The following is a 23,844-nucleotide window of genomic DNA, read 5'->3' as shown; positions in this document are numbered from 1 at the left end:
GGCTCTTCGTCAACCAGCGCCGCCTCGCCGATCATGGAGTTGTGGTGGGCAACAAAACGCCCCTAACCCCCCAAAGTCGGCACCACAACTCCATGATCGCCAAGCCGGGGCCGACCCCACTCCGCGATCGTGCACGTCATGTCCCGGGTTGACCCGCCCGCTACCGCCCTGACGCAACGATGTGGATTTCCTGGATCGGTCACGATCTTGGGATGAGATCGGTCGGCCCGACCCGAACTCGTCGCCGCCCTGCTCCTGGTCCGTGCGCCACCGGCGCGGGTGTCCGGCTGCCCATTGCGTTGATCCGACTCGGCTTCCTGAAACTCGGGGTGTCCGGGCCGGGTGGATGGGCCGGTTTTCTGAATGTCGAGTCGATCATGGGATCGTCGGGCGTCGGAGAACTTTCGGCAACTACCGCCGAGCCCTTCGGTCCGCCGTAGCGCGACCCGAACAGCCAGAGCGCCACCCGGGACGACCCGAGGGCCACCCGACGACCCAGACAGCGCGGCACGGACAGCGCGAGCACGGACAGCGCGAGCACGGACAGCGCGAGCACGGACAGCGCGAGCACGGACAGCGCGAGCTACGGAGACCGGAGACCGGCGGGGTGCGCGGGCGGGGCGGGGCGGGGCGGGGCGCAGGTTGACGCATCGAGGCTGGCTGATCAGAATGAGTTACGGAGCCAGGTAGGGCCACCGGTACGAGGGCGACGACGGCGGGACACCGCTGTCGAGGGTCACCGGTGCGCTTCCGCGAGTGACCACGTCCGCGTGACATGGGCCGTCGCGCACTGTCCGCGTACCCGAAAAGGGCCGTGACGTGCGGACGGCCGCCCGCCGACGTCGTCATCGGACGGCGTCGGACCTCCGAAGTGGAGCGTGAATGTTCCGTCCCAAGGCTCTCGGCGGTGCGCTGACCGCGCTCGCCACTGTCGCGGCTGGCGTGTTCCTCGCCACCGCCGTCAGCACCACCCCGGCCGTCGCCGCTGGCACCGGCACCGGGTACCTGCATACCAACGGCAACCAGATCGTGGACAGCACCGGTGCCACGGTCCGGCTGACCGGCATCAACTGGTTCGGCATGGAGACCGACAACAAGACCTTCCACGGGCTGTGGTCGAACAACCCGTGGCGGGGGCAGCTCGACACGATGGCCCGGCTGGGTTACAACACGTTGCGGGTGCCGTACTCGAACGACGCGCTGAAGCCGGGCGCGGCCGCCACCGGGATCAACGACTTCGTCAACCCGGACCTGATCGGGCTGTCGCCGTTGCAGATCCTGGACAAGGTGATCAACTATGCCGGCAGCAAGGGCATGCGGATCATCCTGGACCGGCACCGGCCGACGTCGGCCGGGCAGTCGCCGCTCTGGTACACGTCGACGGTCTCCGAGGCGACGTGGATCAACGACTGGAAGATGCTCGCCCAGCGGTACGCGGGCAATCCGACGGTGATCGGCGCGGACCTGCACAACGAGCCGCACGCCGAGGGCACCAACCCGGCGGCCACCGGCGCGTGCTGGGGTTGCGGCGACACGACGCGGGACTGGCGGCTCGCCGCCGAGCGGGCCGGCAACGCCATCCTCGGTGTCCAGCCCAACTGGTTGATCTTCGTGGAGGGGGTGAGTTGCCCGAGTGGTGGTCTCTCCAACGTCTGGGACAACGATCCGAGCAACGACGAGGACTGCGGTTGGTGGGGCGGCAACCTGTCGAAGGCGGGTCAGTTCCCGGTCCGGCTGAACGTGGCCAACCGGCTGGTCTACTCGCCGCACGAGTACGCCACCTCGGTCTACCGGCAGACCTGGTTCGACGCCCCGGACTACCCGGCGAACATGCCGGCCATCTGGGACAAGTACTTCGGTTACCTCTACAAGCAGAACATCGCCCCGATCATGATGGGTGAGTTCGGCAGCACCCTTGTCGACCCGAAGGACAAGGTGTGGCTGGAGAAGCTGATGGCGTACACCGGCACCGGGGTCACCGGGATGTCCTTTACCTACTGGTCGTGGAACCCGAACTCGGGTGACACCGGCGGCATCGCGCTCGACGACTGGACGAACGTCAACACCGTCAAGCAGGCGATCCTCCAGCCGTACCTGATCGCGCCGTCCGGCGGCGGGCCGACCGGCGGACCGACGACCGGCGGGCCCACCGGCGGACCGACGACCCCGCCCCCGGGTGCCTGCACGGTCACCTACCGACAGGTCAACGCCTGGCAGGGCGGCTTCCAGGGCGAGGTGACAGTGAAGAACACCGGTACGGCCGCGGTGAACCCGTGGTCGGTCACCTGGAGTTGGCCGTCCGGGGTGACGCTGGGCAGTGGCTGGAACGCCACTGTCACGCAGTCCGGCACGACGGTCACCGCGGCCGCTCCGAGCCACGCCCCGTCCCTGCCGGCGGGCGGGTCGGTCACCGTGGGCTTCACGGCCAACGGCACGGCCAGCACCCCCGCGACGGTGAAACTCAACGGCGTCAGCTGCTGAGCCGCCAGGAGCTGCTGGGCGGCCTCCGACACACACCCCGGGACGGCCGATGCGGTGCGCACCGCATCGGCCGTCCCGGCCATTTACATCCAGATGCTTCTATGCTTTCATCGGGAAAGCGCTTGCCTTTCTCCTGGCGGGCGCGAGCGCGGGAGCCGCTTTCCTTCACGTACCTGCACTGGCGGGCCCGAGGACCACAGGTCCCGGCCACCACTCGCCGCCCACGGGCATGGGCGTCGCGACGGTCCGTCCGCCTGATCGAAAGGGAGCAGCATGCGCACAGGACGGCGTCGAATGACGCTGATCGCCACCACCGCCGCAGCCACCGCCAGCCTCGTCACCGCCGGCCTACTGACCTCCGTGTCCGCGCAGGCGGCCGCCGGCTGCCGGGTCGCCTACTCGGTCGCCAGCCAGTGGCCGGGCGGCTTCACCGGCAACGTCACTGTCACCAACCTCGGCGACCCGGTCTCCGGCTGGACGCTCCGCTGGTCGTACGGGGCCGGCCAACAGGTCAGCCAGGCCTGGGGCGCCACCGTCGCGCAGAGCGGAGGTCAGGTCTCCGCCGCCAACGTCGACTACAACGCCAGTCTGGCGACGAACGGCAGCACCTCGTTCGGCTTCAACGCGAGCTGGAACTCCGCCAACCCGGACCCGGCAAGCTTCACCCTGAACGACGTCGCGTGCACCGGCACCACCACCCCGACGAGCCCGACCACCCCCACCAACCCGGGCACCCCGACCAACCCGGGCACCCCGACGACCCCGCCGATCCCGAGCGATCCGCCGCCCAGCGTGCCGCCACCGACCGGTCTCGTCGGCTGGGCCACCCAGAACGGCGGCACCACCGGCGGCGGCGGCGCACCGGCCACCACCGTCACCACCGCGTCGGCGCTGACCAGCGCACTGAATGCGACGGGCGCCGCGGTGATCCGGGTCTCCGGCACGATCTCCTGCTCGGGCATGCTGCGGGTCCGGTCCAACAAGACCATCCTCGGCAACTCCGGCGCGACGATCGCCGGCTGCGGGCTCAACATCAGCGGTGACCGCAACGTGATCATCCGGAACCTGACCTTCCGGGACTGGAACGACGACGCGATCAACGTGCAGGAGTCGGCCACCAACATCTGGATCGACCACAACACCTTCAGCAACGGCTACGACGGCGCGGTCGACGTCAAGCGCGGGTCGGACTTCGTCACGGTGTCGTGGAACCGGGTCTTCAACCACGACAAGACCATGCTGCTCGGCCACAGCGACGACAACGGCGCGCAGGACACCGGCCACCTGCGGGTGAGCTACCACCACAACTGGTTCGACGGCAGCAGGCAGCGCAACCCGCGGGTGCGCTTCGGCAACCCGGTGCACGTGTTCAACAACTACTACCGGGCCAACGGCGGCTACGGCGTGGCCTCCACCGAGAACGCCGGCGTGCTCGTCGAGGGCAACTACTTCGAGAACGTCAAGGACACGTACCACCTCGGCGAGGCCGACTCCGGGCCGGGCCGCCTGGTCGCCCGGAACAACCACTTCGTCAACTCGCCCGCCGGGCAGACCGGCGGCAGCGTGGCCAGCATCCCGTACTCGTACCAGTTGGACACCGCCAGCACCGTCAAGTCCATCGTGACGGCGGGCGCCGGCGCCGGCCGGATCACCGTCTGACCGGGGAAGGGCCCCTCGACGAGGGGCCCTTCCGCGCGCTCAGTGGGTGGCGCAGCCGGCGGTGGGTGCGGGCGCGACCGGTGGTGCGCCGATCGTCGGCAGACCGAGCAACACCCCGGGGGTACGCGGGGAGCGCCCCGCCTCGGCCGCGTCGCCGGCCCGGGTCCGTCGGTGCGCCACCGGCGCCCCGTCGGCGTTGAGGTGGTGCGGTGCGGCGTACGTGATCGCGGTGTGCACGATGTCGCCCGGCCGGATCTGGCCGGCCAGCGACTGCCCGCCGGGTACCTCGGTCGCGAAGTGCACGAGCCGGCCGTCGCGGGCCCGACCGGACATCCGGCCGGTCCGCTCGTCCTTGCGGCCCTCGCCGAGGGCGACCAGCACCTCGACGGTCTCCCCCACCAGGCGCTTGTTCTCCGCCCAGGTGATCTCCTCGACGCATTCGATCAGCCGCTCGTAGCGCTCCTGCACGACCTGCTTGGGCAGTTGGTCGTCCATGGTCGCGGCGGGGGTGCCGGGGCGCTTCGAGTATTGGAAAGTGAAGGCCGAGGAGAACCGGGCCTCGCGGACCACGTCCAACGTGCGTTGGAAGTCGGCCTCGGTCTCGCCGGGGAAACCGACGATGATGTCGGTGGTGATCGCCGCGTCCGGCATCGCCGCCCGGACCTTCTCGATGATCCCCAGGTAACGCTCGGAGCGGTAGGACCGGCGCATCGCCTTCAGCACGTCGTCGGAGCCGGACTGCAACGGCATGTGCAGCGAGTGGCACACGTTCGGCGTCTCGGCCATCGCGGCGATCACGTCGTCGGTGAAGTCCTTCGGGTGCGGGCTGGTGAACCGGACCCGCTCCAGCCCGTCGATGTCGCCGCAGGCCCGCAACAGCTTGCCGAAGGCGTACCGGTCGCCGAACTCCACACCGTAGGAGTTGACGTTCTGCCCGAGCAGGGTCACCTCCAGCACGCCCTCGTCGACCAGGGCGCGCACCTCGGAGAGGATGTCGCCGGGGCGGCGGTCCTTCTCCTTGCCGCGCAGCGCCGGCACGATGCAGAACGTGCAGGTGTTGTTGCAGCCCACCGAGATCGACACCCAGCCGGCGTACGTGGACTCGCGGCGGGTGGGCAGCGTGGAGGGGAAGACGTCGAGGGACTCCAGGATCTCCACCTCGGCGGCGGCGTTGTGCCGGGCCCGCTCCAGCAGCACCGGCAGCGCACCGATGTTGTGGGTGCCGAAGACCACGTCCACCCAGGGTGCCTTGCGGACGATCTCGCCCCGGTCCTTCTGGGCCAGGCAGCCACCGACCGCGATCTGCATGCCGGGGTGCTTGTCCTTGACCGGACGCAGTCGACCGAGGTTGCCGTAGAGCCGGTTGTCGGCGTTCTCGCGGACGGCGCAGGTGTTGAAGACGACGATGTCCGGGGTGTCGTCGGCCGGCACCGCGCGTACGTAGCCGGCCTGTTCCAGCAGGCCGGAGATGCGCTCGGAATCGTGGACGTTCATCTGGCAGCCGTACGTCACGACGTTGTAGGTCCTAGCCACCCTCTTGGTGCCCCTTCCCCTCGGGCTACCAGGGTAGCGGCCCGTTTGGCGGCCCCCACCCACCGGCATTGACCCGGCGGCCCATGGCGGGCATCCACGGCGGGCAGTACGCTGCACAACAAGAATGTGTTCTGGGCGATTTCGGGGGCTTTGCACTCAACGCCGACGATGCGCGGCACCGTTCACGGGGGAGCACATGACGACCCGCGGGAGGCCAACCGTGACGCGACAAGATGCGACACAGCGCACCGTCACCACTCCGGACGGGCGGCGGCTCGCGGTGGAGACCTCCGGCGCACCCGACGGGCCCCCGGTCTTCCTGCTGCACGGCACCCCGGGCAGCCGCAGTGGCCCCCGACCCCGGGGCATCGTCGTCTACCGCCTCGGCGTGCACCTCGTCTGCTACGACCGGCCCGGCTACGGCGACTCCGACCGGCAGGAGGGCCGGCGGGTGGCCGACGCGGCGGCCGACGTCGAGGCGATCGCCGACGCCCTCGGCATCGAACGATTCGCGGTGGTCGGCCGCTCCGGCGGCGGGCCGCACGCCCTGGCCTGCGCGGCACTGCTGCCGGACCGGGTCACCCGGGCCGCCGTGCTGGTGGGGCTCGCCCCGGCCGGCGCACCCGACCTGGACTGGTACGCGGGCATGGCCGCGACGAACGTGACGGACTACGGGCAGGCCGACGAGGACCTGACCGAGCTGACGCTCAACCTGAAGGTCCGCGCCGAGGAGGCTCGACGGGACCCGATGACGCTGCTGGACTTCCTGCGCCCGCAGTTACCCGACGAGGACATCCGGGTCGTCGACGACGTCGCGATCCGTCGCCTGCTCACCGACATGTACGCCGAGGCCCTGCGACACGGCCCCGAGGGCTGGATCGACGACGTGTTGGCGATCCGCCGGGGCTGGGGGTTCGACCTCGCCGGCATCCGCGCGGAGGTCCGGCTCTGGCACGGCGAGCAGGACCGCTTCTCCCCGGTGGAGCACTCCCACTGGCTCGCCTCGCGGATCCCGCGCGCCGAGGTCCAGGTGCAGCCCGGCGCCGCACACTTCGGGGCGGTGGAGATCCTGCCGCAGACCCTGACCTGGCTGGTCACGCCGGCTCTCGCGACCAGCCCCCAGGTCTGAGCGTCCGGCCCGGCGCGGCAGGGCCGGCGGGCCGGACACCCGGTCAGATCGTGTGCGGGTCGATCACCCGGACGACGAGCCGCCGCTCGCGCAGGGTCTGCACGGTCGGATGCTCCAGGCCGATCACCTCGGCCAGCCGGTCCGCCACCGCGCCGACGTCCTCGGCCGAAGCGCCGTCGCCCGCGCGCCTCGACACCAGGGCGAGGTCACCGAGGCAGCGCAGCGTGTCGGGGTGGTCCGCGCCGATCACCGCGGCCAGCCGGCCGGCGGTCTCCCGCAGCCGGTCCCGCGCCGACTCCAGGTCACCCTCCTCGGCGAGGCACACCGCCTGGTTGACCTCCGCCGCGAGGGTGTGCGGGTGGTCGGGGCCGAGCACCTTGCGCAACTCGCCGACCGCCCGGGCCGCCGACGCGAGGGCGTCCGACCGGCGTCCGAGGGCGCGCTCCGCCGCCGAGATGTTGCTCACCGTCGCCAGGGTGTGCGGGTGCTCCGGGCCGAGCCGGAGCTGCTCCTCGTACGCCAGGCGCACCGCGGTCATCTCGGCGAACGCCCGGGCCGCGTCGCCGACGGCCAACAGGTTCGCCGCACGGCTGGACCGGCAGGCCACCGTGTCCGGATTGTCGGGACCGAAGCGTTCGTCGAGCTCACGGAAGGCCGTCTCGAACATCGGCGCGGCCTCGCTGCCCCGACCGGAGCTGCGCAGCGACACCGCCAGGTTGACCTGGGCGGCGAGGCTCTGGCCGTCGTCCGGCCCGAGCACCTCGCAGTACGTCTCGTACACCGTGCGCAACAGGGTGGCCGAGCGTTCGTACTCGCCGGCCTCCCGCAGGTCGCTGCCCAGCCGCACGGCGGAGACGAGCGTGTAGGGATGGGTGGGGCCGAGCACCAGCCGCCGCCGCTGGTGCACCTCGTCATCCCACCGCCGGGCCGACCGGTAGTCGCCGACCAGCCGGTACGAGACGGCGAGGTTGTTGGCCGCGCTCAACGTCCGTGGGTGGTCCTCGCCGAACACCTGCAGCCAGGAGGCGTAGGTGGACCGGTCCCGCTCCAGCGCCTCGGCGTAGCGGCCGAGGGCCCGCAGGTCACCGCCGAGGCTGCCGGCGGTCATCAGACTGTGCGGGTGCAGCGGGCCCAGCAGGCGGCGTTGCTCGGCGAGCACCGCCTCGTCCAGGTCCCGGGCCTCGTCGAAGCGGCCCAGGCTGCGCAGGATGTTCGCCCGGTTGAACCGCAGGTGCAGCAGCTGTCGGCCCAGCGCCGACGCCTCGACCTCGTCGTGGATGTCGCCGAGCCGGGCGCTCCAGGTGTCGTCCACCTCCTGGCTGAAGGCGTCGGCCTGGTCCAGACCGCCGCGCTGCCACAGGTAACGGACCCGGTCGATCAGGAGCTGACACACCGACTCGTCCGGGCAGGTCAGCGCCTCGGAGACCTCCAGATGCGGCCAGAGCATCCGCAGCCGGGCCCAGGTGGTCGGGTCGTCCACGTCGCCGCGCGGGCGGGACGCGGCCAGCACCAGGTGCACCTGGTGTCGGGCGGCGGTGATCTCGTCGTCGGTCATCCGGTCGCGGACCACCGCCTGCAACAACCGGTGCACCTGCACCCGACCGCCCTGCACGTCGAGCTTGAGCAGGGCCAGCCGGTTGATCTGCTGGACCAGGGCGCCACGCACCAGCCGCTCCGACACCGACGGGTCGAACGGCACGAGGGCCGCCGCCATCTCGTCGCTGTAGATGAGTTCGAGGGCGATCTCCGGTGCCAGCACCGAGCAGAGCTGCAACAACCGGTACGCGGCCGGCGCCTGTTCGAGTAGCCGGTTCAGCGACAGGTCCCAGGTCGCCTCCACGGAGAGCGCGCTCGGGCCGTGCCGCTCGATCTGCCGCAGATAGTCGGAGACCGACGTGCCGGTGTCCGCCAGCCAGGCACCCGCCGCGGCCACCGCGATCGGCAGGTCGCCGAGCGCCTCGGCCACCCGGTCGGCCTCCTCGGCGCTGATCGTGGGCACCCGCTGGGCGAGGTGCGCGACGCTCTCGGTGCGGTTGAAGACGTCCACCTGGATCGGGTTCGCCCGATCACCCCAGGCGCGGTTGCGGGAGGTCAGCAGGACGTGGCCGGGGCCCTGCGGCAGGAACGGCTCGATCTGGTCGAGCTCCTCGGCGTTGTCCAGCACGACGAGCCACCGCTCGTACGGCTCACCACGGCCCAGCACCTGCAACACGGATCGGACCGTGTCGGGCAGGGTGGGCCCGACGAGGATGCCGAGGCGACCGGCGAGGTCGGCGAGGGCGGTGTCGACGAACTGCGGCGGGTCCGCCACGATCCACCAGACCACGTCGTACGCGGCCCGGAACCGGTGCACGTACTCCAACGCCACCTGCGTCTTGCCGACGCCACCCATGCCCTGCAGGGCGACCGGCAGCACCACCGCGCTGCCCCCGCTCTGCAACTGCGCACGCAGTCGCGCCAGGTCGTCCTCCCGGCCGGTGAACCGGGCGTTCCGGTTGGGGGCATTGAAGATCAGCGGCTCGGTGCCGGGATAACGGGCCGCCCCGGCCGCCGGACCGTCCGCCGACGACGGCACCGGCCGGCCGACCAGCCGCAGCACCCGCTCCACAGCGGTCGCGGCGCTCACGTTCACCAGGTTCGTCGAACTCTGGGCCGGAAACTCGGCAAGCGGGCGCAGGTCGGCGACGTACACGGCGAGGGCCGTCGAGCCGGTGCTCGTGTCGCGGTCGGGCAGGCCGCCGGACGGCGTGGCCACGTAGGCCGGCGAGACCACGGTCAGCGTGCGCGGCGCGGGCGTGCCGGCGGACCCGACGGCGGAGGCGGGCTCCACCACCCGCAGCCCCGCCGAGCTGAGCACCCGCTCCAGCCACTCGGCCCAGATGGCGTCCTCCGGCGCGTACCGGAGCACGATCTGGTCGTCGATCGCCTCGGTACGCCGACGGAAACGGGCCTTGCCCCGCTCCCGCACCGACTCGTCCATCACCGGCAGCGCGCTCACCTCGCCGTCGGTGAGGATCCCGGTCAGCGTCTCGAACGCGGCCAGCAGCGACGTCGGCGAACCGGGCGGGTCGCCGAAGGTCGCCAGGGTCTCCTCGTAGGCGTAGAACGGCCGGTAGGGAACCTCCACCGCGGCCCAGTAGCGCCGCCGTTCCGCCTCGGTCATGCCCGCCGGCAACCCGGCGAAGCGACGCATGGCCAGCAGGCGACCCGCCTCGGCCCGCTCCTTCTCGGCCTGGTCGACCCGCATCGGCACCGGCAGGACCCGGATGTCGCGCCGCCGGTACCGGTCCCGCACCGAGTGCGCCACCCGGGCCGCACCGTCGATGCCCTGGTCGCTGAGCGTGAAGCAGTCGACGAGGGTGTCCGGCAGGTGCAGGGTGCAGATGTCGGCGACGTCGCTCAACCCCGTCCGGCTGTCGATCAGGGTGTAGTCGTACTGGCGCTTCATGTCCGCCCGCAGCGCCTCGAAGAACTGCGCCCCGCCCAGCCGGTTGTAGAAGTTGTCCCAGTCCAGACCGCTCACCGAGACGGCGTAGTCGCTGTTCTGCCGGCCGGCGGAGAGGAAGTCGAGGCCGCCGCCGTCGGGGAAGCTCCACCGCAACGAGAACGCGTGCCGCGCGACCCGGGCGTACTGCTCCATCCAGCGATCCGGTCGGTCGTCGACGCGGGTGGTCTCCCACTCGTAGTCCCGGATCATGTCGATCACGCCGCTGGTGCCCTGGATCGCCTCGGCGTCCAGGAACGGATGGAAGAAGCGGTGCAGGCCTGGTGACTCGAGATCCCAGTCGGCGACAAGCACCCGGCGGCCGCTGGCCGCGAGGATCCAGGCGACGTTGGCCAGCGCCATCGTCCGGCCCGTCCCACCCTTGAACGAGTAGAAGGTGACGACCTGGCCTTCGCGATCGTTGTTCATCGGTCTTCTCCGTGGGGACGCGGTGGGGCCGGATCAGCAGGCGGGGACACGGGGTCGGGCGTGCCGGTGGAGCCGGCGGCGGGCAGGCCGTCGCGCAGGCTCGGCACCGGTTCCGACGGTGGTGCGAAGGGGACGACCGGGCCGTACTTGAGGAACTGGCGGCGGGCCTCGGTGACCAGCGCCGGCATCAGGTCGACGAACTCCGGCATGCTGCACGCCCGCTTCACCTGGGGCAGGCCGGCGTCGTGCAGCAGGCGCGTCACCTCGGTCGCCCAGCGGGACGCGTCCTGGGTGTCGTCGTCGTCGGTGACCACCAGCGGCACGACCCACTCCCGCAGGCCGTGCAGCATGCCGGCGAGGATCGCCGACGCGTCGGGCGCCGCCGCGACCCACGGGTCGACGAGCAGCACGGCCGGTCGGTGGTCGAGCAGGCCGGCGGCCTGGGTGAAGTCCTCCGTGCGGGCGGACAGCCCGAGGCGCTCGGCGGTGCTGACCGCGTACTCGGCGGCGGGGAGTTCCTGGCGTCGCCCGTACGGCCGCCAGAGCCGGCCGCTCGTCGCGTAGCCGGCGGGGTCGCGGTTGGCCGGAAGGCGGTCCCGGGTCGGGGCCAGGACGGCGACGACGAAGTCCGGGTCGGACGGCCCCGGGCGGGCGACCTCGTCGAGGCCCGGCGCCCGGGACGGACCCAGCGGTCGCCGCTCGGCGGTGTGCACGATCCGACTGGCCAGGCGGCTCAGCAGCAGCTCGTACTGCGCCCGGTAGGAGGCCAGCATGCAGAAGGCGCGCAGGCCGTCCTCGGCGTACTCCGGGACGTCCCGACCCAGGTCCAGGGCGCCGTCCAGCTCGGGATGGGCCCCCCACGGAAACGGGATCCACAGCACCGGGGTGAGGTGACCGGCGGTGAGCCGGGCCGGACCGGCGGCGGCCAGCCGGGCCCGGAAGGACTCCTGCTCCCCCAACGCCCACGGGCGGCTGAAGTAGCCGGGCGAGTAGAGCGGGACGAAGACCTCGGCGTCACCGAGCGCCTCGGCGAGAGCCGCCTTCCAGTCGGCGCCCATCGGGATGTGCTGGTCGAAGAAGCCGATCCGCATTCCGGCCACCGGCCGCGCCTGGCGCCGCACCTCGTCGGACAGGTCGCTGAAGAACTGCCCGACCCACACGTCGGCGTCGGCCCGCGCGCCCGGGGCCGGCGCCGAGTGGGCATAGCTGAGGAAGAAGTACGTCCCTCGTGCCGCCGGTCGGCGGCGGTCCCCCGGCGGGCTCACCCCGGCTCCTCGGCGAACCTGTTGCACAGCTCGTCGGCACTCGCCGGCACCCAGGGCTCCACCAGGTAGGAGCGGTGGATCGCCACGATCCGCTGCGCGAGCCGCCAGACCACCGCCCGGTACGCGTTCTCCCACTGCATGGTCAGCAAGCCGTAGACCCCATCCCGCTGGTAGTGCACCGCGATGTCGGGATCCGGCATGGCGGTCGGGGAGAACCGTTGGATGTCGCGCAGCACCCGGGGCAGTGCGGTGCCGTTCGTCGGCGACCAGGTGACCGGCACGATCGCCGTCTCGTGGGCCGAGGCGGAGCTGTGCCGCCCGACGATCCGTCGGCGGGAGAACGCGTCCCACTCGCGGCCGCACCACTCGCTGCCGAGCAGCGCACTGGACACCAGCGGCACGAAGACCTGGCAGGTGCCGGCGGCCTCGAGAAGCTCCGGGCTCCAGCGTTCCCCGCCCGCGATGGAGGTGTCCAGGAAGCCGGCGTCCAGCCCGGTCACCGGGCCGACCAGCTCGCTGACGTGCACGGACAGGTCCTCGAAGAACCGGGAGACGTACTCGGCGGGCTTGCCGGTGGCCCGGCCGACCGGCGCCCTGGAGTAGCTGACGAAGAAGAGCGGGGCGCGCGTTCTGGAGGGTGCGTCCGCTGTGCTCACCGCTGCCCCTCCGCCCTCCCCACGCGGCCGGACCATCAGCGTAGACCCCGCGTCAACGTCGCGCCGCCAGCCGGTTCGCCGCGAACCAGTCGACGGCGAAGTCCACTGTGGCACGTGCCGGCAGCAGGCGCGCGCTCGCCCGACCGACCCGACCGTGCCGCACGAACGAAGCGTCGTCGAGCGCGACGCCCACCGTGGGAAAGTCGCGGTCGTCCAGGTCGAGAGCGCGGAAGTCGAGGCGGACCCGACGCCCGTCGACGAGCCGGAAGCAGTGGTAGTCGCGCTCGGGCGCCGGCACCGGCAGCCGGTATTCCGCCAGGTGCAGGGCACTACACGCCTCGTAGCCGAGACCGAGCAGCAGAATCTGCCCGTCGGCCGCGTAGAGGCCACCGACAGGTGAGCGTTCGCCCAGGTGGCAGGTGAGGTCGTGGTCGTCGGTGAGCTGCCGGGCACGCGGCCCGAGCGCGGCGAACGAGGTCTGCGGATGATCACTGCGGACGGCGCCGGGGGCACACCTGACGTACTCGGCGAGCGCACCCATCCGCTGCGACGGGGTGCTGCGGCGGTCCCAGCCCGGCAGCGCCGCCTCGTACCGCTCGCGCTGCGCCCGGTCCATCCCCGCGACGGCCGCCAGGTGGGCCCGGGAGGTCGTCGAGTTGCCGTCGGTGTGGGTGGGCACCAGCAACGTGCCGGCCGGGCCGAGGACGTCGCGCAGAGCGTTGGCAAGCGTCGCCGGCCCGGCCTCCAACGGGCCCACCCGACGTAGGCCGCAGTGCACCACGAGGCACGCCCCCGGGCGGACGCCCAGCGCTCGCAGATCGTCGGCGAGGCGAGGACGGCCCAGGAAGGGCAGCTGCCGCTCATCGGGACCCGACACGGGTCTCCTCAAGGGCGTGCCGCAACCGGCCGACGAACCGCTCACCCGCCGCGGTGAGCGACCGACTGGCCAGCAGCGCGTCGACGCCGTCCCGGGTCCAGCTCAGGTAACGGTCGGCGTGCGCCGACGCGTCACCCCCGGTGCTGGCCGCCCGGGACTGCCACACCTGGGTCACCGCCAGGTGGGCGTACACCCCTTGCAACACGCCCTCCGGTGGCCTCGGATCGGGACGCCAGGGCACCCTGATCCGGGTGCCCTGGCCGGGTTCGACGAGGTCGTACAGGTCGAGCGCGGCGCCGAGTTTCGCGTGCTGCCACTCGTGCACGAGCAGCACCGCCATCGTCTCCGGGTCGGGATGCGGGGTCACCGCGACCGCGCCGAACGCGTGCCGCGCGGTCGCGCTGCGCAGTGGTCGCACCGGGTCGGGTGTCAGCGGCACCACGGCGCGCAGACCGCCGTCGAGCGTCGCCGCGTGCGCCGGCACGTCGCGCTGCACGACCCGCCAGGCCTCGGCCACGGTACGCCCCAACGCCCGCGCGGCCGGGTCCGCCAGGCGGGGTGCCACCGGCTGGCCGTAGCAGTCCCGGTAGGGGTCGCCGTCCTCGATCAGCAACCAGCCACCGGGCACCGACACGTCGCGCGTCGGTCGCCAGCCGGCGGACGACTCGACCGGGTCGAGGAGCACCGTCCGCTCGACGGAGCCGCCGCGGACCCGGAAGCCTCCCCGCAGGACCGTCACCTCGGCGCTCTCCCCCAGGCCGGGCAGCACCAGACCACCGTGCGTGGGCAACGTGATCGCGTCGGCCCGCACCGGGACGTGCACCGCCGCCGGGACGCCGGCCCGCAGCGCCGCCGCGACGGCGAGCGCCGGCAGCGGATCGACCGCGGGGCGGGCCCCCGACCGGGCCGACGAGTCGAGCCGGTGCACCAGCCAGGGCCGGACGAAGGGGTGCTCGAGGACCGCCCGGACCGCCTCCGGTGCGGCCTGGTCGAGATGGACGAGCAGCTCCCAGGCGGCCGGGGAACCACCCCGGTCCCGGCAGGACACCAGCAACGCCCGGGTGATGGAGAGCTGGGTGGCGGCGAGCAGCGCCAGCGTCGCCGTCGACCCGTGGCCGGTCGCCAGGTCGTCCAGCAGGTCGTCGGCCGGTGCGGCGGCCGGGGGTTGGCGCGCCGGCCGCGGGTACGCGTCGACGCTGTCGACGAGACGGAGCAGGTCGGCGCAGTACACCGACGGGTTGTCGAAGCCGGAGCCGGTGCGCCAGCGGTGGGCGTACAGCCCGCCGCCACACCTGTCGACCACCGGACAGGCCCGGCAGGTCGCGCAGAGCCCGTCCACGCCCTCCTGCCGGACGGCGACACCGGGGTGCCGGGCCGCCTCGTCCACCGACTGGCCGAACACATCGAACCCGGTGCCCGCCGCGCCGTGATAGGCGGTCTTCAACGAGTCGACCTGCTCCCAACTGCCGTCCGCCTCGATCACCAGCACGTCGGCCGGGGCGAGGCCGAACGCCTCGGTGCCGCCGCCACCGGGCCGCAACGCCTCGAACAGCCGGATCGACATCGGCCGCCCCTCGTCGACCCACCGCCGGTGCACCCGGCCCAGCCAGTCCGCGTAGGGGGTGGACCCGGGGCCGGGGCGCGGCGGGGGGTTGTCCCAGGTGGCGTGCGGCAGCAGCAGGTCCACCCGGGGAGGGCTCTCGGCCAGCAGCGCCTCGTACACCCGGTCGGGGTCGTTGCGGACGTCGACGGTGCAGAGGATGCCGGCGTAGCTGGCGCGGTGCTCCGGCCGCCGGAGCAGGGCCAGCGCCCGCCGGACGTGGTCGTGGCTGCTGCCGCCGTGGGCGAAGACCCGGTGCCGGTCGTTGGCCGCGCGGTCGCCGTCGAACGACACTCCGACCTGCACGTCCTCGTCGACGAGGAGCCGGCACAGCTCATCGTCAAGCAGCACGCCATTGGTCTGCATGCGCAGGTCGAGCCGCGTCCACGGCGTGATCGCCGCCCGCAGCTCGGCCAGCACCTCGCGCAGCCCGGCAGCGCCCAGCAGCAGCGGCTCACCCCCGTGCAGCACCACGTGTACGACCGGCAACGCGTGCTCGCGGGCGTGCTCGGCGATGCGTCGTGCGGCGGCCCGGACCGTGGCCGTCGACATCCGCACCGGCCGACCCCGCCAGGTCTGGTCGGCGTGCTGGTAGACGTAGCAGTGGTCACAGCTCAGATCGCACCGGCTGTGCACCTTCAGCACGAACTGGCTGATCGGCCGGCGCGACCCGCCCACTCCGGGTGGCCCGCTCCGGCCGGCCATCATCTAGATCGACGAGTTGAAGGCGGCGACGGGCACGCTGCCGGAGGGCAGGGTCTCGTCCACGACGACGCGCCGGCGGACCGCCTCGACCAGATCGGCGTGCTCGGCGGCGATCCGCGCCAGCGGGGTGTGCAGGCTTCGGGTGAGGTTGTCGAGGTCGGGACGGGTGGTGCGGGTGGGGGCATGGTCCACAATGAGTCTCCGAGGGCCCGGGCGCCGGAAGCGCGAGCGGCGATAATTGCGCGAAAGGCTCTGGTCCGTGACCAGGATAGACAAATATCGACCGAGTGTCACCGTCGGTACAACCACCGGCACCCCGGGTGTTGGTCCGGGGCGCCGACAGAGGAGGAAACCCACATGTGCCGGAGCATCAAGACGTTGCGTGAGCCGTTCACCCCGCAGGTGACCGACGCGGACGTCGAGGCGGCGGCGTTGCAGTACGTCCGGAAGATCTCTGGCTTCCGGGCGCCCGCCGCACACAACGCCGCCGCGTTCGACGCCGCGGTGGCCGCCGTGACCGCGGCGACGCGCGACCTGCTCGACCAACTGGTGGTACGGGGTGCCGGATCGGGCACCACGGACCGGCAGGCCGCCGTCACCGGCTGATCGCGGGCACGGACCGACCGGCCGCCGTCGCGCCCGCGTCGAGGGCTCGCGGGAGCGGACCGACTCGCGCTTGCGGCTTCCGGCCGGGCCTGCCCCCTTGGCGGGTCAGGCCGCGGCGAGCGCCGGGACGACAGTGTCCGGCGCCCAGCGTGACCGGTGGCACTGCGACCAGCCCCGACAGCCCGGGTCACCGAGCGAGCAGAGCCGGTGCCTGCTGAGCACCTCGCCGTCGTCGGTGTCCCGCACGTCGAAGTGCACCGGACGGACCGTGCCGTCCGGCGCGACGAGCAGATGCCGACCCGCGTCGAGCGTGTCGTCCCGCAACAGGCAGTTGCGGCCCAGCAGTCGAGCGAGCGCGGCGATGCTGGCGTGCTCGGAGAGCCGCTCGGGCACCCCGTAGCAATCCACGACTGTCGCGAACTCACCTGGCGCCTGCCAGACGTCACACACCACCGCGTACGCCGGCAGCCGGGCCGGGTCGGCCACCGCCAACGGCATCACCACCCGGCCAAGCGCCTCGGCCAGCGCCGGGTAGACCTCCACGGGTCGAGCCCCGTCGATTCTCCAGTTCCACAGCTCGGTCATTCCGCCTCCTCGCTGCGTTCGTCCCACCGGCCTCCGGATCGGGCCTTACCCACGATGGTGGGGGGCATTTGACCCCAGCCGGGGGCAAGTTACCGGTCTGTGACCATTCCGGGCAAAATTTCCCTGAGCCACATTGCTCGGAGTAGCGGGAAGGTGACAGTTTATCGGCTATGGTGCGCCAACCGCACCACCGCCGCCGCGTGTCCGACGAGCGCCCCTCGCGTGTCCGGCGAACGGTGACCGCCGCGTCTCCGGCGTCGACCTGCGGAAAGTCAGCGCAGGACGACGAGGTGCTCGCCGCGCGGCAGCAACTCACCCACCACCGGCGCGCCGGGAATCTCACCGGCGACCAGCAGGCCGCCGGAGGTCTGCGCGTCGGCCAGCAACAACCGCTCGTCCTCGCCCACGGCGCCGAAATCCGTCCACGGGGTCACCCACTCCAGGTTGCGCCGGCTGCCGCCGCTGACGTACCCGTCGCGCAGCGCCTCCCGCGCACCGGACAGGTACGGCACACGGGCCGTGTCGATGGCCACCGTGAGCCGGCTGGCCCGGGCCAGCTTCGAGGCGTGCCCGAGCAACCCGAACCCGGTCACGTCGGTGCCACAGCGGATGCCGGCGGCGACCGCGGCGCGGGCCGCGTCCCGGTTGAGCGCGCTCATCGAGGCCACCGCCTCCGGAAAGCTCTCGCCGGTGGTCTTGTGTCGGGTGTTGAGCACACCCACCCCGAGCGGCTTCGTCAACGACAGCGGCACGCCGGCCCGCCCGGCGTCGAGGGTGATCAACTCCTCCGGGCGGACCGTGCCGGTGACCGCGAGACCGTACTTCGGGCCGTCGTCGTCCACGCTGTGCCCGCCGGCCAGGTGACAGCCGGCCTCCCGAGCCACGTCCTGGCCGCCGCGCAGCACCTCGCCGGCCAACTCCATCGGCAGCACGTCGCGCGGCCAGCAGAGCAGGTTGAGCGCGAGCAACGGGGTGCCGCCCATCGCGTACACGTCGGAGAGCGCGTTGGCCGCGGCGATCCGACCCCAGTCGTACGCGTCGTCGACCACCGGCGTGAAGAAGTCGGCGGTGCTGACCAGGCCGGTCCGCTGATCGAGGCGCACCACCGCCGCGTCGTCGCCGTGGTCCAACCCGACGAGCAACTCGGCGGTCCCGGTGGCCGGGCCGAGACCGGACACCATGATCTCCAGCTCGCCCGGCGGGATCTTGCAGGCGCAGCCACCACCACGGGCGTACTTGGTCAGCCGTACCGGTTCGGTCATGCCCCCATGATCTCGACAGCGGGCCACGATCGCCACAGTTGTGGTCCGCGGAATGAACGGAATCGGACGTCCGACGACGATCGTGACCGGTGTTATCGCTCCGTGACCCGCTGAGTTGCATTCCGCCACATCAGGCCGCCTACAGTGGCCGCACCGGGGGTCAACCGACCCCGATCCGGGAGACGACAGGGGACGGTGGACGACGTGACGACGGGCGAACCGCTCATCGTGCTGGACGCGGTCAACAAGTGGTTCGGGCCGCTGCACGTGCTGGACGACGTCTCGCTGTCGGTGGGTCGGGGTGAGGTGGTCGTGGTGATCGGCCCGTCCGGCTCCGGCAAGTCGACGCTGTGCCGCGCCATCAACCGACTGGAGCCGATCAACTCCGGCACCATCACCTTCGACGGCCAGCCGCTGCCGGCCGAGGGCAAGCCCCTCGCCAAGCTGCGCAGCGAGGTGGGGATGGTCTTCCAGTCCTTCAACCTCTTCGCGCACAAGACCATCCTGGAGAACGTCACCCTCGGCCCGATCAAGGTCCGCAAGGAGAAGCCGGCCGCCGCCCGCGAGCGCGGCCTGGCCCTGCTCGACCGGGTCGGCATCGGCAACCAGGCGGACAAGTTCCCGGCCCAGCTCTCCGGCGGGCAGCAACAGCGCGTGGCGATCGCCCGAGCGCTGGCCATGCAGCCCAAGGCGATGCTCTTCGACGAGCCCACCAGCGCTCTGGACCCGGAGATGGTCGGCGAGGTGCTGGACGTGATGACCTCGCTGGCCCGCGACGGCATGACCATGGTCGTGGTCACCCACGAGATGGGCTTCGCCCGGCACGCGGCCAACCGGGTCATCTTCATGGCCGACGGCAAGCTCGTCGAGGACGCCTCCCCGGCGGAGTTCTTCGAGAACCCGCGCAGCGAGCGGGCCAAGGACTTCCTCTCCAAGATCCTCACGCACTAGGCGTCCGTAGTGGAGCGCGCCGCACCTCGGCGGGCTCCGTCGAAGAAGGAGAAGAGTATGCGTATCAAGCGCGTTGCGGCAGTCGCCGCGGTCGCGGCTCTGGCCGTCACCATGACCGCCTGTGGCGGGGACGAAGGCGGCAGCACCGGCAGCTCGGGCGCCAAGGGCATCGTCGGCAAGGCGGAGAAGCAGAAGAAGCTCGTCATCGGCGTCAAGGCCGACCAGCCCGGCCTGGGTCTGCAGACCGGCAGCCAGTACGAGGGCTTCGACATCGAGATCGGCAAGATCATCGCCAAGGGTCTCGGCGTCGACGCGAACAACATCGAGTGGAAGACGACGGTCTCCAACAACCGGGAGCCCTTCATCCAGCAGGGCACCGTCGACCTGGTGGTGGCCACCTACACCATCAACGACGAGCGGAAGCAGAAGGTCAACTTCGCCGGCCCGTACTTCATCGCCGGCCAGGACCTGCTCGTCAAGGCCGACTCGACGATCACCGGCCCCGAGGGCCTGGAGGGCAAGAAGGTCTGCTCGGCCTCGGGCTCCACGCCCGCCAAGCGGATCCAGTCGGACTACCCGAAGGCCAAGCTCCAGCAGTTCGACGCGTACTCGAAGTGCCTGCCGCTGCTGGAGAAGGGCCAGGTCGACGCCGTCACCACGGATGACATCATCCTCGCCGGTTACGCCGCCCAGTCGCAGTACGCCGGCAAGTTCAAGGTGGTCGGCAAGACCTTCTCCAGCGAGCCCTACGGCATCGGCCTGAAGAAGGACGACAAGGACGGCTGCGAGAAGGTCAACGAGATCCTCAAGGCCGCCGCCTCGGACGGCACCTACAAGGCCGCCTGGGACACCAGCCTGGGCAAGAGCGGCAAGGCCGCACCCGAGCTGGACACCACCAAGCTGACCAACTGCGGCAGCGTCTGACCGGTCCCGAGGGCCGACATCCGATCACGGGTGTCGGCCCTCGGCCCGTGACGACGCCGACGACCTGCCCCTGGGAGCCGACGCATGGACGTATTCGCTGATCCGACGAACTTCGACGCCTACCTGTCGGGCTTTGTCTGGATCCTCAAGCTGACCGGCGCGTCGGCGTTGTTCGCGCTGGCGCTCGGCCTGGTGCTCGCCGCCATGCGGGTCTCGCCGGTCCCCGTGCTGCGCGGCTTCGGGACGGCCTGGGTCAACATCTTCCGCAACACACCGCTGACCCTGGTGGTCTTCTTCTGCTACTTCGGGCTCTACTCCAGCCTCGGTCTGAGCTTCTCCGACGACCTGGACCTGAACAACTACTGGCTCGGGGTCGTCGGCCTGTCGGTGTACACGGCCTCCTTCGTCTGCGAGGCGCTGCGCTCCGGCGTCAACACGGTGCCCACCGGGCAGGCCGAGGCGGCCCGCGCGATCGGTCTCACCTTCGTGCAGACCCTGCGGATCGTGGTGCTGCCCCAGGCCACGCGCTCCGTGATCGCACCGCTGGGCAGCATCCTGATCGCGCTCTGCAAGAACGCCACGATCGTCGGCACGATCGGGTTGATGGAGTCCTCAAACGTGATGAAGCAGCTGATCAATGACAACGGCAACGCGGTCATCATGATCTTCCTGGTCTTCGCCGGCACCTTCGCCGCGTTCCTGATCCCCACCGGCTACGCCTTCGGCTGGCTGGCCAACCGACTGGCGGTGAAGCGCTGATGAGCACCGACTCCGTCCTCTACGACCACCCGGGGCCTCGGGCACGCATCCGCAACGCGGCACTGACCGTCGTCTTCGGGGTCGCCCTGGCCGGGCTGCTCTGGTGGATCTACGCGAAGTTCGACGAGGCGGGCCAGTGGGACGGGCAGCTCTGGAAGCCCTTCACCGAGGCCGCGACGTGGACCCAGTTCATCGGGCCCGGCCTGCTCGCCACACTCTGGGCGGCCGCGGTCGGCATGGTGCTCTCGTTGGCGTTCGGCATCATCTTCGCGGTCGGCCGGCTCTCCGAGCGTCGCTGGATCAGCATTCCGTCCGGCGCGGTGGTCGAGTTCTTCCGCGCCGTACCGCTGCTCCTCATGATCTTCTTCATCTTCTACGGCGTGCCGTTCGTGATCGACGGGCCGGTGACCGCCTTCTGGGCCGTCGTGATCGGGCTGACGTTGTACAACGGCTCGGTCCTCGCGGAGGCGTTCCGGGCCGGGATCCGCTCGCTGCCCGGTGGCCAGTCCGAGGCCGCGTACGCGATCGGCCTGCGCAAGAGCCAGGTCATGCAGCTGATCCTCGTGCCGCAGGCCGCCCGGGCGATGCTGCCGGTCATCGTCAGCCAACTCGTGGTGTTGCTCAAGGACACCGCGCTCGGCTACATCGTCGCCTACCCGGAGCTGCTGCAACGCGGGGTCAACGACCTCGCCGCGAACAAGGGCAACATCGTCGCCGCGGCCATCGTGGTGGCCGCGATCTACATCGTGATCAACTCGCTGCTCACCGCGCTCGCCAACTGGTTGGACCGGCGTAGCCGTCAGCGTGGGTTCCGTGCCCAGCGACGGACCGCCGCCGGCGCCACTCCGGTGGGCGGCCACACCGTCAGCGAACCGCAGGGCTGACCGGGGACGTGCTTCCCGCCGGGCCGCCCGGTGCTTTCCTGATATCGGGGTGTCCCCTCCTTGGGGACACCCCGATATTGCTGAACTCGCGGTGAGCGGGCCGGTCAGCGGGCGATCTCGGTGACCCGCGACTCGCGGACCACGGTGACCCGGATCTGACCCGGGTAGGTCAGCTCCTCCTCGATCTGCTTGGCCACGTCCCGGGCCAGCACGGCAGCGCCGATGTCGTCCACGTCGTCCGGCTTGACCATCACCCGGATCTCCCGGCCGGCCTGCATAGCGAAGACCTTGTCCACGCCGAGCTTGCCGGCCGCGATCTCCTCGATCCGTTCCAGGCGCTTGACGTACGCCTCCAGGCTCTCCCGACGCGCGCCCGGCCGACCACCGGAACAGGCGTCGGAAGCCTGGGTGAGCACGGCCTCGATGGTCTGTGGGGGCACCTCGTTGTGGTGCGCCTCGATGGCGTGCACCACGTCCTCGTGCTCGCCGTACTTGCGGGCCAGGTCCGCGCCGATGATGGCGTGGCTGCCCTCCACCTCGTGGGTGAGCGCCTTGCCGATGTCGTGCAGGAACGCCGACCGCTTGATGGTGGGCACGTCCAGCCGCAACTCGGCGGCCATGATGCCGGCGATGTGCGCGGTCTCGACCAGGTGCTTGAGCACGTTCTGCCCGTAGGAGGTGCGGTAGCGCAGGCGACCGAGCAGGGCCACCAACTCCGGGTGGATCTCGGTGATGCCCACCTCGACCAGGGCGTCCTCGGCGGCACGGAGGCAGAGCTGCTCCACCTCCTGCCGGGCCAGGTCGTAGACCTCCTCGATCCGGTGCGGGTGGATCCGCCCGTCCAGGACCAGCTTCTCCAGGGTCAACCGACCCACCTCGCGGCGGACCGGGTCGAAGCAGGAGAGCAACACCGCCTCGGGCGTGTCGTCGATGATCAGGTTGACGCCGGTCACCGACTCGAAGGCGCGGATGTTGCGCCCCTCCCGGCCGATGATCCGCCCCTTCATCTCGTCACCGGGCAGGTGCAGGACGCTGACCACACTCTCGGCGGTCTGCTCGCTGGCGACCCGCTGGATGGCGTCCACCACGATGTGTCGGGCCCGCTGCTCGGCGGTGTTACGCGCATCGGACTCGATGTCGCGCACCAGCAGCGCCGCCTCCCGCTTGGCCTGGGTCTCGATCGCCTCGACCAGCTCCATTCGTGCCGCGTCGGCGCTGAGCCCGGCGACCCGCTCCAACTCCCGGCGGCGCAGCTCCTCGGACTCGGCCAGCTCGACCTCCCGACGGGCCAACGCGGTCTCCCGGGTCGCGAGGGCCGCACGCGCCTCGGTGAGCTGCCGTTCCCGCTCGGCGAACCGCTCCACCTCCTCGGTGTGCATCCGCTCCCGCTCGTCCATCCGGGCCGCCCGACGCTCCACCTCGGCGGCCTGCTCCCGGGTGGTGGCGGCGAGCACCGCGACCTCCCGCTCACCGCTGCGCCGGGCCGTCGTCCGCAACTGCTCGGCGTCCGCCTCGGCCTGCTTGTGGGCGCGCTCCAGGACGGTGTCCGCCTCGGCGCGGGCGTCGTCGAGCACCCGCCGGGCCTCGGCACGGGCCGCCTTCGCCTCGGCCTTCGCCGCCGCCGCCTCGGTACGCGCCGCCGCGGCGGCGGACTTCGCCACGTCGATCGTGCTGTTCGCCTCGTCGGCCGCGGTCCGCAGGGCGGCCAGGGACTGCTCCTGGCGGTCCTTCTCGGCGATGAAGGCGGGATCCTCCGGGGCCGGTGCCGCGCCCACCCGGCGCAGCGTCCGGATGCCGACCAGCACGGCTCCGATCACCACCACGGCGAGGACGAGGACGGCCGCGAGAAGCACGACGTCGAAGGCGTTCATGCCGGGACCCCGTCGGGTCTACCGATGAACCTGTGCCGCCGCCCCGCCATGGCCGCCTCCCCTAACGTCGAGACCGCAGCGACCGTGCCGGGGGCACACTCCTGCGGCTGTGGACGCCCGACCGGAGCGGCTGGCCGTGGGTAGCTCTCTCCGCCGGCGGTGCCCGTGGGCAACGTCGGCGACC

The 23,844-nt window shown here is 71.5% G+C and carries 18 protein-coding genes; 8 read left to right on the top strand and 10 right to left on the bottom strand.

Annotated features, from left to right (window positions below; translation table 11 throughout):
* Nucleotides 1-882 precede the first annotated feature (882 nt).
* Together AB0B14_RS34375 and AB0B14_RS34370 are read left to right on the top strand one after the other, a co-directional pair.
* The gene (locus AB0B14_RS34375; RefSeq protein WP_357526240.1) at nt 883-2,481 is read left to right on the top strand and encodes a cellulase family glycosylhydrolase; all 1,599 of its coding nucleotides are present in this window, start codon (nt 883-885) and stop codon (nt 2,479-2,481) included.
* 294 nt (nt 2,482-2,775) lie between these two features.
* Nucleotides 2,776-4,140, top strand: coding sequence for a cellulose binding domain-containing protein (locus AB0B14_RS34370; protein WP_357072782.1), 1,365 nt, complete (start codon nt 2,776-2,778; stop codon nt 4,138-4,140).
* A gap of 39 nt (nt 4,141-4,179) precedes the next feature.
* Here the strand turns inward: AB0B14_RS34370 and miaB are convergent, their stop codons facing one another.
* Entirely contained in the window at nt 4,180-5,673 is a 1,494-nt protein-coding gene (gene miaB, locus AB0B14_RS34365) for a tRNA (N6-isopentenyl adenosine(37)-C2)-methylthiotransferase MiaB (RefSeq protein ID WP_357072785.1), read from the bottom strand.
* A gap of 220 nt (nt 5,674-5,893) precedes the next feature.
* On the opposite strand from miaB, the gene AB0B14_RS34360 reads away from it, so the two are divergent.
* Entirely contained in the window at nt 5,894-6,802 is a 909-nt protein-coding gene (locus tag AB0B14_RS34360; RefSeq protein WP_357072788.1) for an alpha/beta hydrolase, read from the top strand.
* 43 nt (nt 6,803-6,845) lie between these two features.
* Here AB0B14_RS34360 and fxsT read toward each other — a convergent pair whose 3' ends face one another.
* The 6 genes from fxsT to fxsA form a co-directional block, all read right to left on the bottom strand.
* Nucleotides 6,846-10,715 (bottom strand): FxSxx-COOH system tetratricopeptide repeat protein, encoded by a 3,870-nt coding sequence (gene fxsT / locus AB0B14_RS34355; RefSeq protein ID WP_357072791.1) that lies wholly within the window; start codon nt 10,713-10,715, stop codon nt 6,846-6,848.
* On the bottom strand, nt 10,712-11,980 hold the full coding sequence (locus tag AB0B14_RS34350; RefSeq protein ID WP_357072794.1) for a TIR-like protein FxsC: 1,269 nt from the start codon (nt 11,978-11,980) through the stop codon (nt 10,712-10,714). Before AB0B14_RS34350 ends, fxsT begins: the two co-directional genes overlap by 4 nt.
* A complete protein-coding gene (locus tag AB0B14_RS34345; RefSeq protein ID WP_357072797.1) occupies nt 11,977-12,636 on the bottom strand; it encodes a TIR-like protein FxsC in 660 nt (219 codons plus the stop codon). Before AB0B14_RS34345 ends, AB0B14_RS34350 begins: the two co-directional genes overlap by 4 nt.
* 52 nt (nt 12,637-12,688) lie before the next feature.
* Entirely contained in the window at nt 12,689-13,513 is an 825-nt protein-coding gene (locus tag AB0B14_RS34340; protein ID WP_357072800.1) for an AAC(3) family N-acetyltransferase, read from the bottom strand.
* Nucleotides 13,497-15,758, bottom strand: coding sequence for an FxsB family cyclophane-forming radical SAM/SPASM peptide maturase (locus tag AB0B14_RS34335; protein WP_357526238.1), 2,262 nt, complete (start codon nt 15,756-15,758; stop codon nt 13,497-13,499). The genes AB0B14_RS34340 and AB0B14_RS34335 overlap by 17 nt, the downstream gene beginning before the upstream one ends.
* A 63-nt stretch (nt 15,759-15,821) precedes the next feature.
* On the bottom strand, nt 15,822-16,010 hold the full coding sequence (gene fxsA, locus AB0B14_RS34330; protein ID WP_357072806.1) for an FxSxx-COOH cyclophane-containing RiPP peptide: 189 nt from the start codon (nt 16,008-16,010) through the stop codon (nt 15,822-15,824).
* 165 nt (nt 16,011-16,175) lie between these two features.
* Here fxsA and AB0B14_RS34325 point away from each other — a divergent pair, with 165 nt between their 5' ends.
* The gene (locus AB0B14_RS34325; protein WP_357072809.1) at nt 16,176-16,424 is read left to right on the top strand and encodes a DUF2277 family protein; all 249 of its coding nucleotides are present in this window, start codon (nt 16,176-16,178) and stop codon (nt 16,422-16,424) included.
* A gap of 105 nt (nt 16,425-16,529) precedes the next feature.
* On the opposite strand, the gene AB0B14_RS34320 is transcribed toward AB0B14_RS34325, so the two are convergent.
* Nucleotides 16,530-17,009 carry a hypothetical protein gene (locus AB0B14_RS34320; RefSeq protein ID WP_357072812.1) on the bottom strand — a complete coding sequence of 160 codons (480 nt, stop codon included), beginning with the start codon at nt 17,007-17,009 and terminating at the stop codon, nt 16,530-16,532.
* Between the two features lie 272 nt (nt 17,010-17,281).
* On the bottom strand, nt 17,282-18,271 hold the full coding sequence (gene selD, locus AB0B14_RS34315) for a selenide, water dikinase SelD (protein WP_357072815.1): 990 nt from the start codon (nt 18,269-18,271) through the stop codon (nt 17,282-17,284).
* Nucleotides 18,272-18,466: 195 nt separating this feature from the next.
* On the opposite strand from selD, the gene AB0B14_RS34310 reads away from it, so the two are divergent.
* From AB0B14_RS34310 to AB0B14_RS34295, 4 genes are all read left to right on the top strand, one after another.
* Nucleotides 18,467-19,222: an amino acid ABC transporter ATP-binding protein gene (locus AB0B14_RS34310; RefSeq protein ID WP_357526236.1), complete on the top strand. Its 756-nt coding sequence runs from the start codon at nt 18,467-18,469 to the stop codon at nt 19,220-19,222.
* Between the two features lie 57 nt (nt 19,223-19,279).
* The gene (locus AB0B14_RS34305) at nt 19,280-20,146 is read left to right on the top strand and encodes a glutamate ABC transporter substrate-binding protein (protein WP_357526234.1); all 867 of its coding nucleotides are present in this window, start codon (nt 19,280-19,282) and stop codon (nt 20,144-20,146) included.
* 84 nt (nt 20,147-20,230) lie between these two features.
* Nucleotides 20,231-20,905, top strand: a complete 675-nt coding sequence (locus tag AB0B14_RS34300) for an amino acid ABC transporter permease (RefSeq protein ID WP_357072824.1) — start codon at nt 20,231-20,233, stop codon at nt 20,903-20,905.
* Entirely contained in the window at nt 20,905-21,789 is an 885-nt protein-coding gene (locus AB0B14_RS34295; protein ID WP_357072827.1) for an amino acid ABC transporter permease, read from the top strand. The genes AB0B14_RS34300 and AB0B14_RS34295 overlap by 1 nt, the downstream gene beginning before the upstream one ends.
* Nucleotides 21,790-21,893: 104 nt before the next feature.
* Here the strand turns inward: AB0B14_RS34295 and rny are convergent, their stop codons facing one another.
* Complete coding sequence (gene rny / locus AB0B14_RS34290; RefSeq protein WP_357072830.1) at nt 21,894-23,660, bottom strand: ribonuclease Y; 1,767 nt, start codon at nt 23,658-23,660, stop codon at nt 21,894-21,896.
* Nucleotides 23,661-23,844: the final 184 nt, after the last annotated feature.

Origin of the sequence: Micromonospora sp. NPDC049171 (assembly GCF_040648275.1) — a bacterium.
GTDB lineage: Bacteria > Actinomycetota > Actinomycetes > Mycobacteriales > Micromonosporaceae > Micromonospora.
The sequence above is the reverse complement of the archived record's forward strand: the minus strand, read 5'-3'. Positions and strand labels throughout refer to the sequence as shown.

What these genes read in the sequence shown, in the direction of transcription:
- AB0B14_RS34370 (WP_357072782.1), top strand. Translation starts at nt 2,776, where the DNA reads ATGACGCTGATCGCCACCACCGCCGCAGCCACCGCCAGCCTCGTCACC.
- AB0B14_RS34305 (WP_357526234.1), top strand. Translation starts at nt 19,280, where the DNA reads ATGCGTATCAAGCGCGTTGCGGCAGTCGCCGCGGTCGCGGCTCTGGCC.
- AB0B14_RS34320 (WP_357072812.1), bottom strand. Translation starts at nt 17,009, where the DNA reads ATGACCGAGCTGTGGAACTGGAGAATCGACGGGGCTCGACCCGTGGAG.
- rny (WP_357072830.1), bottom strand. Translation starts at nt 23,660, where the DNA reads ATGAACGCCTTCGACGTCGTGCTTCTCGCGGCCGTCCTCGTCCTCGCC.
- fxsT (WP_357072791.1), bottom strand. Translation starts at nt 10,715, where the DNA reads ATGAACAACGATCGCGAAGGCCAGGTCGTCACCTTCTACTCGTTCAAG.
- AB0B14_RS34325 (WP_357072809.1), top strand. Translation starts at nt 16,176, where the DNA reads ATGTGCCGGAGCATCAAGACGTTGCGTGAGCCGTTCACCCCGCAGGTG.
- AB0B14_RS34295 (WP_357072827.1), top strand. Translation starts at nt 20,905, where the DNA reads ATGAGCACCGACTCCGTCCTCTACGACCACCCGGGGCCTCGGGCACGC.
- AB0B14_RS34375 (WP_357526240.1), top strand. Translation starts at nt 883, where the DNA reads ATGTTCCGTCCCAAGGCTCTCGGCGGTGCGCTGACCGCGCTCGCCACT.
- selD (WP_357072815.1), bottom strand. Translation starts at nt 18,271, where the DNA reads ATGACCGAACCGGTACGGCTGACCAAGTACGCCCGTGGTGGTGGCTGC.
- AB0B14_RS34300 (WP_357072824.1), top strand. Translation starts at nt 20,231, where the DNA reads ATGGACGTATTCGCTGATCCGACGAACTTCGACGCCTACCTGTCGGGC.